The sequence below is a fragment of the Dapis hubbardiae BLCC-M172 genome, from assembly GCF_050016015.1.
GTDB lineage: Bacteria > Cyanobacteriota > Cyanobacteriia > Cyanobacteriales > Microcoleaceae > Trichodesmium.
On the sequence record NZ_JBNHEQ010000148.1, the window covers coordinates 35,605 to 48,907 of the forward strand.

General features: G+C 31.9%; 6 protein-coding genes. All 6 read right to left on the reverse strand.

The window, feature by feature from the left end; all coding sequences use genetic code 11:
- Positions 1–567 precede the first annotated feature (567 nt).
- Positions 568–2,613, reverse strand: a complete 2,046-nt coding sequence (locus ACP6PK_RS13120) for a tetratricopeptide repeat-containing sulfotransferase family protein (RefSeq protein ID WP_426559978.1) — start codon at positions 2,611–2,613, stop codon at positions 568–570.
- Positions 2,614–2,633: 20 nt separating this feature from the next.
- A complete protein-coding gene (locus ACP6PK_RS13125; RefSeq protein ID WP_426559979.1) occupies positions 2,634–3,470 on the reverse strand; it encodes a polysaccharide deacetylase family protein in 837 nt (278 codons plus the stop codon).
- 55 nt (positions 3,471–3,525) lie between these two features.
- Positions 3,526–4,071, reverse strand: coding sequence for a tetratricopeptide repeat protein (locus ACP6PK_RS13130; protein WP_426559980.1), 546 nt, complete (start codon positions 4,069–4,071; stop codon positions 3,526–3,528).
- 952 nt (positions 4,072–5,023) lie between these two features.
- Positions 5,024–7,732 (reverse strand): tetratricopeptide repeat-containing sulfotransferase family protein, encoded by a 2,709-nt coding sequence (locus ACP6PK_RS13135; protein ID WP_426559981.1) that lies wholly within the window; start codon positions 7,730–7,732, stop codon positions 5,024–5,026.
- A 126-nt stretch (positions 7,733–7,858) separates the two neighbouring features.
- Positions 7,859–10,705, reverse strand: coding sequence for a tetratricopeptide repeat protein (locus tag ACP6PK_RS13140; protein WP_426559982.1), 2,847 nt, complete (start codon positions 10,703–10,705; stop codon positions 7,859–7,861).
- Positions 10,706–11,029: 324 nt separating this feature from the next.
- A partial coding sequence (locus ACP6PK_RS13145; protein ID WP_426559983.1) for a tetratricopeptide repeat protein occupies positions 11,030–13,303 on the reverse strand: 2,274 nt, incomplete at its 5' end.

Genomic DNA, 13,303 nt, shown 5'->3' on the forward strand with positions numbered 1-13,303 from the left:
ACGTCGCCAGACCTCTATAAATCCTACCTGACTACTAACATTTACTAAAAAAAGTTAATCTAGGAATATTTTTTCAAACTGGCATTACCTTATAAATTATCCGTTTAATTTGTTGTAGTATAATTACTCCTTTAATTTTGATAATTTTGATTAGATAATAATTGCTGAAGTTATTCCCTATCGGAAAACTCAAACTCTAGTTGAAAAAGTTTTAGCAGGAAATAAATAATAAATCTCCGTAATTCCATTAATAGCTTCCCACAAATTTGGTAGAATTTATCCTAACTGTTTCTGCCAAATGTTAATCAAAGGGTTTGCCGAAGTTTGTAACATTCTTTGCTATATTCGTTATTATTTTATCCTTTATTCTCTTCTATTTAATCAAGGCATATTTATATCCTCCTGATATTTATCTATATTCCTGTTCAAATTGTCTTTCTAAATCTTCTAGTAATGCCATAATTTTGTCTAGTAACAGGAATAAAGTTATTATTTATTCTCTACTATAACCATTTTCAAACAATCTGGGAAATAAACTCCATTTCCACTGTTAGTAGAGGCTGAGTATTACCAATTAAACTTGATACCTAAATACTCCTCTAATTTATGATTAGAATCTTGAAAGAAATTTCTCATTTTTTGCCGGATAGAGTCTTTGATATTAGGATAAGAACCTATATTGAATTTTTGATAATCTGGAATTTGATAATCTGGCAAATCTAAAAATTTGAAAACCTGCTGCATAATATTTGCTGGATTGGTATTAAAGTCTTCCGTCTTTAGGATTAAAAATTGTTCTTTGGGAAAAATAGCCATCCATTTTTCCAATAATTTTATGTAAACTCCTGGAGCTAAATAATACAAATTTTGCTGCCAATGATTTAAGCAAAAATTTGAGCTGTCTCTAAAATTTTCTAAAATCTCTAATTCATAATTTATTGCCGTTTCTAAATCACGATTTTCTTTGTTTAATCTCACCCAATGATAATAGTGAGAAATTGCTCTGTCTATAGGATTTCTCAAAAGTATAATTAACTTTATTTTAGGAAAGAAACTAAAAATTCTAGTTGCAGCTTCCAAGTTACCAAAATATCCGGGACTTCCTTCACCTGTTAAATAATTTTCTGATTTGGGAATGGGAGGAAAATGAGATAAATACCAATCTATTCCTTTCTCAAAATTGCCAGACCAAAAATTTATTTCTTTCAAAATAGGAGGTAAAACTTGTGGATGTTGAGTCAGGTAAGTATAAAGAGAAGTTGTACCGCCTTTGCCTACTCCAATAATTAAAAAATCAGGTTTTCTTACGGCTTTTTTTAATTGTTCTAAATTCCAGTGCTTTTCCACAAAATTAGGATGAGATTTTAAAATTTTTTGGTGACAAGCAGTTTGATAAGAAACAATAGCTTCATCAATTTTTTCTTGGCTAGTTAAAATTTGCCCTAAATTTATATAAGTCAAAATATATTGGGGATTAATTTCAATTTTATGCCGATATATTTTTACAGCTTCGTCTAATTTATTCGTTTTATGTAACGTCTTTAATAGTATTGATAATCCACTATCCGCCCAAGAAATTTCGGAGTTAATAGAAATGGCTTGCAAGTAGGAATTTGTGGCAGCTTCCCACTGATTATTTTTAACAAAAGCATCTCCTAATAATTTATGAACTTCATATATTTCTGGTTGAATTTTAATGGCTTTTTTATAACAAGTAATTGCTGTTTCTAAATCTCCTTGTTTAACCAAAGCATTTCCTAAGTAAGTCCATAACCAAAAAGCATTAGGGTTAAGTTTAATTGCCTCTTGATAAGTAATAATTGCTTCATTCCATTTGTCTTTTTTGAGGAATATTTCCCATAAACATATATGAGACCAAGGAGAATCTGGATTTAACTCAATAGCTCTAATATAATTAGAAATTGCTGCATCAATTTCATCTTTTTCGACTAAAGCATCCGCTAATGATTTATAAAATATATCAAGGTGGGGTTGCCGTTGAATAGTTTCTTGATAATAGGCGATCGCTTCATCTATTTTCCCCTGTTTAATTAGAGCATTTCCTAAATGTTGATAAGACCAATATAAGTCTGGTTTAATTTCAATAGAACGTTGATAAGCAATAACTGCCTGATGCCATTTTTTTTGTTGAGTTAAAGCTTCTCCTAATTTATAGTAAGACCAGGGAAAGTTGGGATTAAATTGAATTGCACGACAGAAAGCTGTTACTGCTTTATCCCAATTTTTTAGTTCGATGAAGATTAACCCTAATTTATGATGAAATATAGAGACTTTTGGGTTGTGTTTAATAGCTGTTTCATAACAGGCGATCGCTTCAGATAATTGTTTTTGTTTGACTAAGATATCTCCTAATATTTTATAAGTTTCAATTTCTTGAGGATTTAATTGTATTGCTTGGCGATAACTGGTAATTGCTGATTCTATTTTTCCCATTGCTTGTAATACTTTTCCTTGAGTATTGTAGGCGGGATAAAAGTTAGGTGAATCTGCTAAGATGCTTTGACAAATTTCATAAGCTGCTTCTAATTTTCCCTGGGATAAGTAAAACTCTGCTGTTTGGTTGAAATTGATAGCCGATGTTTCCTGATTCACTGTAAATTTTCCTAGAAATATTAAGTTAAAATTTCGTCAATAGTTTTAAAAGAATATCCCCTAGCCTTTAAACTTTTGATTATGATTTCAGTAGCCTTTACAGTTTTAGAAAATCTGTCATGTAATAATATTATTGAACCATTTCTCACATGATTTATTACTCGATTCACCATAGATTCTTGGGTATGTTTTTGCAGATAATCCCTTGAACTCACATCCCACATAATCAGTTGTTTTTGCATCTGGAGTAGGAGTTTGAGAAGCTCCGGCGATTGCTGTCCATAAGGTGGTCTAAATCTAATGGTGCTAGTAACACCTAACTGGCGTAAAAACCGATCTGTTTTTTCAATTTCTGACTTGATTAATTCTGGAGATGCAACTGACATATTTATGTGATTGTAGGAATGGTTAGCTAGTTCATGTCCTCTCGCTAAAGTCAACTTCACCAGCTCCGGATACTTTTCAATATTTTTACCAACAACAAAGAAAGTAGCCTTAACTTGGTAACTCTCTAAAATGTCTAGAATCTGCTTAGTATAGATTGTAGGTCCATCATCATAAGTTAGAGCAATGACCTTCTCTTTTGCATATCCTCGTTTAATACCAAAATTTTGATAATCTGTGTTAATTTGCAGGAATTTTCTTAAATAAACACTTGCTTCAGACCACTTATTTTGTAGCATATAAATTTCTAGTAATGCTTCATAATTTCTAAAATTATCTGGTTTAATATGAATTGCTTTTTGGTAAATAGTAGCAGCTTCATCTAGCCGACATAGTTGTTTGAGAGAATATCCTAATACTTGGTAAAAATTATTTTTTGGTTTGTGAGTAATAGCAAATTGGTAAACTGGCACAGCTTCAGACCACTTTTCCTTGTTTAATTAGAGCATTTCCTAAATATTGATCAGACTAATATAAGTCTGGTTTAATTTCAATAGCACGTTGATAAACAATAACTGCTTGATTCCATTTTTTTTGTTGAGTTAGAGCTTCTCCTAATTTATGGTAAGACCAGGCAAAATTAGGATTAAATTGAATTGCACGACAGAAAGCGTTTACTGCTTTATCCCAATTTTTTAGTTCTATGAAGACTAATCCTAATTTATGATGAAATAATGAGACTTTTGGGTTATATTTAATAGCTGTTTCATAACAGGCTATCGCTTCAGATAATTGTTTTTGTTTGACTAAGATATCTCCTAATATTTTATAAGTTTCAATTTCTTGAGGATTTAATTGTATTGCTTGGCGATAACTGGTAATTGCTGATTCTATTTTTCCCATTGCTTGTAATACTTTTCCTTGAGTATTGTAGGCGGGATAAAAGTTAGGTGAATCTGCTAAGATGCTTTGACAAATTTCATAAGCTGCTTCTAATTTTCCCTGGGATAAGTAAATTTTAGCTTCTTGTTGTTTAGGCAATATTAAATTTTGAAAATTTTGGTTGAAAGACATATCTGAATTTCGTAAATTTTTATAGGTAAATTGTAAGTATTCAGCGGTCAGCTAGCCTCTTGCCTCCTGCGGAGGAGCTGCGCTAACAGAGGAGCTTCGCTAACAGCTATCAGCTTCATTACCTTTAAAAGAGGAAAAAGCAGTTGACATCTTTCAAAAAGTTAAAAGTCTGGGTCATTTCAGTTATCAGTTAACAGTTATCAGTTATCAGTTAACAGTACCTCTGGCTAAACCCAGAGGCTTGAAATACTGAAGTTGATTTTTTTTTATCCCCTTAAAAGGGGAGGCTTTATACCTCTTTTTTTGCTAAAAGTCTATCAGTGAACCTTAATAGTCTATAATAGTCTATTGATACCATTTCTCTGTAACAATGGGCTTAATAATTGTTGCTCAGACCTTATTAAACTAACTATTATCATCTTTATATTAAGCCTAACTTTATGGATAAATGGTATGAGCTACATAGTTTATTAAAAAGCTATTAGCAGTTAGTAGTTAGCTTTTGAAAGTAATAACTACAAAGGTTAGCTGATGACTTTTTCTGAATAACTTTTAATTCTTCTTGGAGACTAACTTCTTCTGCCAAAATAATGAGTTAATAACTCATAGCTGTTAACAAAGTTCCTGTACAGGAGCATAGCTAAAAGCTGAATTATTACGGTAAATTTGATTATAGGAGTCAGACATCAAAATTCAGAATATAATTTTGTAAATCAGAGTAAATGAATAAATAGAAAAAAAGGAAAGTAAGCATTCAGCTAGCTCGCGGTTAGCTTTTAGCTGTTTGATAAATAATAAATATATACTTCTCGTAGTCAAGGTCACTTTTTTTGCCATACTTTTAATTCTCTCAATACTAATTCCTGCTCTAAAAGCAATGAATTAATAGCTAATAGCTGTTAACGTAATTCCTCCTACGGAGGCTAGCTGAAGGCTGAATGCTTAAAAATGATTATTCCCAATTAAATTTCATACCTAGATACTCTTCAAGTTTTTGATTGTATGGTTGAAAATAATCACTTAAAATAGAATAAATTGATGGAGGAATATTAGGATAAGAGCCAGAATTTAATTTTTGATAATCCTTGAGCTGATGTTTTGGTAAATCAAGGAATTTAAAAACATTTTGCATAGTAGTTTCTGGTTCTTGATAAAAGTCTTCGCTGCTCAAAATCAGGAATTGTTCTCTGGGAAAAATAGTCATCCATTTTTTGAGGAACTCTACATAAACTCCATAACTTACATAATAAGATATGTGATTCCAGTAAGCTTCTTCGAGGGCAGAAGTAGGGATTTTTTTTAGTCTTTCTAATTGTTCAGAAATTACTTCTGATAAAGATTTATTTTCCATCTTTAATCTGACTTCGTGATAATAGTGAGAAACTGCTCTATCTACTGGGTTTCGCAAAATTACAATCAGCTTAATTTTGGGAAAAATACTAAATAGTCTTTCTGGAGTATGCCAACTATTAATATAGGTAGGAGTTGCTTCTCCAGTTAAAAATTTTGTTTCTTCTGGAATAGGAGGAAAATGAGCTAAATACCAATCTATTCCTTTATCAAAGTATCTAGACCAAAAATATATTTCTTTTTTAATGGCAGGTAAAACTTGAGGATGTTGAGTCAGATAATTATATAGAGAGGTAGTGCCACTTTTGCCAGTACCAATAATAATAAAGTTAGGATGTGTTACTTGTTCCTGATGCCAATATCTGTTCACAAAATCAGGATGAGATTTTAAAGTTTGCTGATAACAAGCTGTCCGATAAGAAGGAATAGCTTCATCTATTTTTCCTTGTTCAGTCAAAACTTCTCCTAAGTTTAAGTAAGAGAAAATAGAGTCTGGTTTTTTTTGCAGAATTCTACGGTAAAAATTTACTACTTCTTGAAGTTTATCTGACTGTTTTAAGTAATTCCAGAAACGACTATAAGACCAATTTGTTTCTGGTTTTAACTTAATTGCTTTGAGGAAAGCCAGACTTGCTTGTTCCCACTCTTCTTGTCGAGTTATAACTATCCCTAAATCATAGTAAAGTTTAGAAGATTTTGGGTTTTGTTTAATAGCTATACGACATCTTTCTACTTCTTTTCCTAACTCAGCTTGTTTCTCTAAAGTTTTCTGGAGTTGATTTATAATCTCTCGATCATGTACTTTAAGTTGCAAAGCCATATTATAAATAATTACTGCTCCTTTATATTGCTCTTTTTCTATCAGAACATTTCCTAAATATAGATATAAATCTGAATTTCGCGGTAGACTCAGCACTAATTTAGAGTTAATTATTTCTGTCTGTTCGTTTTGTATTGCCTGACAATAATAGCTAATTTTATTCTCTAAATTACCTTGAGATATTTGTGCTAATGCTTCTCCCAGTTTTTGAGATATCCAAGGCATATTTGGTTCGATACTTAAGGCAGTCAAAAATGTAAAAATTGCTTGATTCCATCTTTTTAAATTTACTAATATTTCTCCTAGATTATTATAAGACCAAGGTAAGTCAGGTTTGAATTCTATAGCCTGCATATAACTATCAATTGCTGCCTCAAATTTTCCTTGCTTTTGCAAAATATCTGCTAATTTATGATAATTTTCTCTTTGCTGAGGTTGAAATTTGATTAAAGTGTTATAACAGCCGACTGCTTCATTATAAATATCAAATTGTCTAGTTTTTTCTACTTCGGCTAACTTAACTAATGCTGTTGCTAATTGATTGTAATATAAATAGGAATTAGGATGAATTTTTGTGGCTTGACGATAGACTACTACTACTTCTGAATATCTTTCAAGTTTTACTAAAGCATTACCCAAATTGTAGTAAGTTACATCTATATTAGGGTCTATTTCTATGGCTTGGCGATAGACTGTTACTGCTTCCGAGTATTTTGATAATTGCATTAAAGCATCCCCTAAATTTTTGTAAGGCAAATATAAATTAGGGTTTAATTCAATAGCGCGACGATAAACTTTGACAGCTTCATTCCATTTTTCTAATTCCAATAAAGCTGTGCCTAATTTGTGGTAAGACCAAGGAAAATCTGGATTTAGTTCAATAAATTTTCTGTAGGCAATAATGGCTTCATCCCATTTTTCTAATTCCAATAAAGCTGTGCCTAATTTGTGGTAAGACCAAGGAAAATCTGGATTTAGTTCAATAAATTTTTTGTAGACAATAACAGCTTCATCCCATTTTTTTAATTGCAGTAATGCTTCTCCTAATTTATGGTAAGACCAAGGAAAATTTGGATTTAGTTCCGTTGCTTTTCTATAAGCAATGACTGCCTCATCCCATTTTTCTAATTGCAGTAATGCTTCTCCTAATTTATGGTAAATTTCTGCTTGATTTTTGTTTAAATTAAGTGCCTGACTATAACTTGTAATTGCTAGAGACCATTGTTTTTGTTGGAAATGTAAATTACCTAAATTAGTATAAGCTTCTACTAGATTTGGATTTATGGAAATCCCTTGTTGATAATTCTCTTTTGCTAAGTCTAATTTACCCATTGCTTGTAGAACTTTTCCCAGAGTATTATAAGCAGGAGCAAAGTCTGATTGTATCTCAATTATTTTGTCACAGATAATTTTTGTTTCATCTAATTTTTCTTGAGCAAAATAAGATTCTGCTTGATGATATAAATCTAATACAAATATTTGATAATTCATGTTTATATACTATACTTCTTGCAGAAGTCAGGGAATAGGGAATAGGGAATAGGGAATAGAGAAATTAAATTGTTTATTTCATATCTTGAATTGATTTAATTTAAACTTTTGCTAGAGGTATAATGATTAAATTCCTGCTAGTTTCAGGATTTTTAGTAGTCGCTCTAAATTAACAACAATATCTGGTCCCCAAGAATACTCTACTGAGCTACCATCCTCATAATCTTCACATATTAAATGGTAGTGTGACAAGCCACATATATTACTTAGGTGCCAATATATAGAATTAATAAATTTTGGAGAAAAAATTTCAATTATCTTAGTTCCTGGACTACAAAAGACTAGGTTTGTCAGTCCTGCACCATGAGGAGAAATTATTATTTTAGCACTTGCCATAAGTGACGCTTGTTCCGCTACTGAAATTGATTCTAGAGTCACAGTAATAAAACCCAATTCTGCCAGTAAATTAACTACCTCTTCTTCATTAAAAATTCTCCGGTATGGTGTCAGCTTCCTGCTAATGTATATACGTTCTTGTTTGCTAGCTAATTTATCAATATTTTCTGGTTTTAAAAATAAACTTCTTAAAAAATTACAGCCCCATTTTGTCAGCCTAAGACTACCTTGCCTACCCATTAGTGACGGAACTATTAATTCCCTAGCTTTAATTTTGGGAAATAAGCGAGCTTCTATGACGTTTTCTGGAGATATTTTCAAAGCTTCTATACTCTCTTTTTGAAACTTTTTACTACAGTTAGTAAAAACAAACTTATCTATAGTAGACATTAGATTACTTCTTCGTAATAAGTCTAGTCTGACAAATACATCAAACATCCAGTGGAAGTAATTATTTATTCCCAGATTTACTGGTAAAAAAGCTACAGTTCCATTAATCTCATAAACTGGGGGTAATTGAGAGGAAGATATCATTATTTCAGCACAACCTGTTGAAATATCTGTGACAAGTTTATTATCTGAAGTAATAACTGCAGTTGTTCCTAAATCAACACATCCTTTTCCCTCTGCTACTATTGTGACAAAAGCTGCTGCTAACTTGGCTTTTTTATGTTGGAAACTTGGATAAATTTGTGGCTCAATTGTTTGAGAGGGCAAGAGATTTATTTGACTAGACTTCGAGACTTTTATGCTACTAATATTAGTTGTTGAAGAGTTTGAGGTAACTTCCCAATTACCTGTTAAATTAAAAAACTTTTCGAGCCAATCTTTGGGTAATTTTTTCTGAGATTTCCAAATGCGAACTTCATCGTGACGACCCTGTTTTTTTAAGACGTATGCTATGTTTTGGTGAATATTCTCCATGTCTGGTCTCATTTTCAGGACTTCGATTAAACAAGGTATTACTTCAGACCAATTCTTCTGTTTGATGTAACTATTTCCTAATGCTGTATAATGCCCATAGCATTTGGGATTAATTTCTATGGCTTTTTGGTAACTAGAAATTGCTTCATCTAATAAACCTTTTTCTTGAAAAACATCTGCTAATCTCCTGTGGAATAAATGGTTATATGCTTCTAATTCTATAGCACGACGGTAAACGAGAATTGCTTCATCCAACCTTTGCATTTTCCTCAATGCTTCCCCTAAGTTGTGATGTGACCAAGATAAGTTGGGGTTGATTTCTATAGCTTTTTGGTAACTAGAAATTGCTTCATCTAATAAACCTTTTTCTAGAAAAATATCTGCTAATCTTCTATGAGATAAATGGTTATCCGATTCTAATTCTATAGCACGACGGTAAACGAGAATTGCTTCATCCAACCTTTGCATTTTTCTCAGTGCTTCCCCTAAATTATAGTACCACCAAGATAAATTTTGATTGAGTTCAATACCTTGATAAAAAGCATCCACCGCCTCATCCCATTTTTCTAGTTTCATCAAAATATGAGTTAAACTAGAGTGCCATTTTATATTATTTGGTTCGATTTCTTTTAATTTGTGATAACAATTGACAGCTTCATCATCCAGACCTAATTTTTGTAGATTATCTCCTAATTTTTGATAAGGCCAAGTTAAATTAGGATTAATTTCTATCACCTGCTTACACAAATTAATAACTGCTTCTAATTTTCCTTGTTGTAGCAGAATATTGGTTAATTTTAGTTGCGCATTCCAAGTATTAGGTTTGAGGTCTATCAGTTTTTTATAACATTTTTCGGCTGCTTCTAAATTTCCTTTTTGTTGTAGAATATCGCCTAAATTGCGATAAGCCCAAGGAAAATTAGGGTCTATTTCTATGGCTAGATTAAATTCTGTAATTGCTCTATCTATTTCTCCCATTTCTTGCCAAGCTTTACCTGATTTGTGGTGAATAAAACATTTATTTGGTTGTAATTCTATAGCTTTTTGATAACAAGATATTGCCTTTTTCAACTCCCCTTTCTCAACTAAAGCATCTCCTAAGTTTTGATATCCAATTGTCAAAGATGAGTTAAACTCTAAGGCACGTTCAAAACAAGCGATCGCTGCTTCTAATTCTTGCTGCTCTAATAATTTTTTACCTAACTGTAAGTGTTCGCAAGCTGTGGCCGAATTAGGTTCTAATTTGAGTGCTTGATACTTACATTTTGTAGCTAAATCTGGTTTATCTAAACACTGCCATATTTTCTCTAAATTCCGATAAAAACCTGCTACCTTTGGTTTGATTTTAATGGCTTTGTCATAACATTCAATAGCTAATTGCCACTTTTTTTGTTGAGCATATAAACTGCCTAAATTTGCATAAACTTCTGCCCAATTTGGTTCTAGATTTATAGCTTTGATATACCACTCTTTTGCTTGGTCTATTTCACCAATTCTTTGCAGAATATTCCCCAATATTTTGTAGATGAGTGGAAAATTAGGCTCCATTTCTAATGCTTGTTTGCAAGCTGCCATTGCTTCTTCTAATTTTCCTTGGGCTAAATACAATTGAGCCTGTTGATGTAAATCCTCTGTAGATATTTTTGACTTCATTTTTATCATCCTAATTTTGAGTTTTTTTGTAAGCATTTCCTACGGAATGCTGCGCAAACAGCCCTCAGCTAGCCTCTTGCCTCCTGGGTCATAGCTAGGCTTTTTATGTCGCGAAGCTAAATAGCCATCAGCTATCAGATATGAAAGGAAAATCAAAAGTTATGCTAATGAAATTAGTCATCAGCTAACTTTATAACTTTAGTAGTTATTACTTTCAAAAGCTGAATGTAAAAGTATTTACCAGGAAAACCTGAAAGCTGTTTGCGCAGGATTTCAGAACGGAAATGCTAATCGCTGAATGCTTACATTTTTTTAGTGATGAGATTAAATTACTTCTGCTAACTTCATAATTTTTAGTAACTTTTTCAAATTCACAATAATATCGGGTGTCCACGACTTTTTATCTAAGTTATCATTCTCAAAATTTTCACCTATTAAGTAGTAATATGAAAGATTACATAAACTACTAATTTTCCAGTATATAGGATTAATATATTGGGGAGAAAAAAATTCAATCACTTTTGTTCCAGGACTACAAAATACTAGGTTTGTTAGCCCAGCACCATGAGGCGCTATTACTGCTTTAACTTTTGACATTAATGTAGCTTGCTCTGTTATGGAAAATGATTCTAGAGTCAAGCTAATAAAACCAAATTTTTCCAATAAACTGACAACTTCATCTTCATTGACTACTCTTCGCCATGAAGCTAATTTTCTACTAATAAATATTCGTTTGGGCTGTTCTGATATTTTACGAATATTCTCTGACTTTAAAAATAGATTCCTGATAAATTCACAACCCCATTTAGGACTTCTGATACCCCCTTGTTTAATAGTGAATGATGGAACTACTAATTTTTTCGCTTTTATATGAGGAACAAACCTACTTTCAATAATTTTTTCTTCAGGAATTTTTAGTGCTTCTAATGTTTCTTGATGAAATTTTTTATCGCATCTACTAAAAACAAATTTATCTATCATAGATATCCAGCCACTCCGGCGTAATAAATCCATTCTCATAACTACATCAAACATCCAATGATAATATACAAATCCTCCCCATTTTGCTGATAAAAATGCTACTGTACCATCTATATAATGAATGGGAGGTAATTCTCCAGAAGAAAAAATAACTTCAGCACAACCTGTAGAAACATCTCTTACCAATTTATTGTCTGAGGAAATAACTGCACTTGTTGCTAAATCAACACAACCTCTTCCTTCTGGTAGTACAGCTATAAATGCTTCACCTGAATTAACTTTTTTATCTTGGAAATTACGATGCTTTTTTGCTTCAATTGTTTGAGATGGCAATAGATTTAATTGAGTATTTGAGTAGATTTTTATCCGAGTAATATTTGTTTGTGGAGAGTCTGAGGTAACTTCCCAATCTCCTGTTAAATTGAAAAATTTTTTAAGCCAATCTTTCGGTAATCTTTGCTGAGATTTCCAGATACAAGCCGCTTCTTGGCGACCTATTTTTTTTAGAATATACCCTATGTTTTGATTAACTTCATAGTGGTCTGGTCTCATTTTTAAGGCTTGAATTAAACAAGGTAAAGCTTCAGACAAATTATCCTGTTGAACATAAGCATTTCCTAATGCTCCATAATGCCAGCAAGAATTGGGATTAATTTCTATGGCTTTTTGATAACTATAAATTGCTTCATCTAATAATCCTTTTTCTTGTAAAACATCTCCTAATTTTCTATGAAATAAATGATTATCTGCTTCTAACTTTAAAGCATGACGGTAACTAATAATTGCTTCATCCCACATTTGCAGTTTTCTCAATGCCTCTCCTAAGCTATAATATGACCAAGAAAAGTTAGGATTAATTTCTATGGCTTTTTGATAACTATAAATTGCTGCTTTTAATAAACCTTTTTCTTGTAAAGCATCTGCCAATTTTCTATGAAATAAATGATTATCTGCTTCTAACTCTAAAGCACGACGGTAAATAATAATTGCTTCATCCCACTGCTCAAGTTTTGCTAACCTATCCCCTAGATTATGGAGCAATTTGATATTTTGTGGTTGAATTTTTACTAAGTCTCGGTAATAATTCACAACTTGGTCTTGCTGTTCTAATTTTGATATATTTTCTTCTAATCTCTGATAAAACCAAGTTAAATTAGGATTAATTTTTATTGCCTGCATACACCTAGTAATAGCTTCATTTAATTTTCCTGTTTGTAGCAGAATCTCGACTAATTTTCGGTAGGCATCCCAAACATCAGACTTTAATTCAATAACTTTTTGATAAGATTTTTCTGCCTCGTCTAATCCTCCTTGTTGAAACAGAATGTCTCCTAATTTTTTGTAAGACCAGGGAAAATTAGGGTTAATTTCTATAGCAAAACGGAAACTACTAATTGCTGTATCTAACTCTCCTATTTCCTGAAATACTTTCCCTAGTTTATGATGAACTACCCATAAGTGAGGTTTCAGTTCAATTGCTCTTTGATAATAATTGATTGCTTCTGTTAATTCACCTTTTTCAACTAAGACATCCCCTAATTTTTGATAAGCATCTGCCAAATATGGATTGAATTTTATGGCTTGCTGGAAATAGGCGATCGCTTCTTCTATCTCACC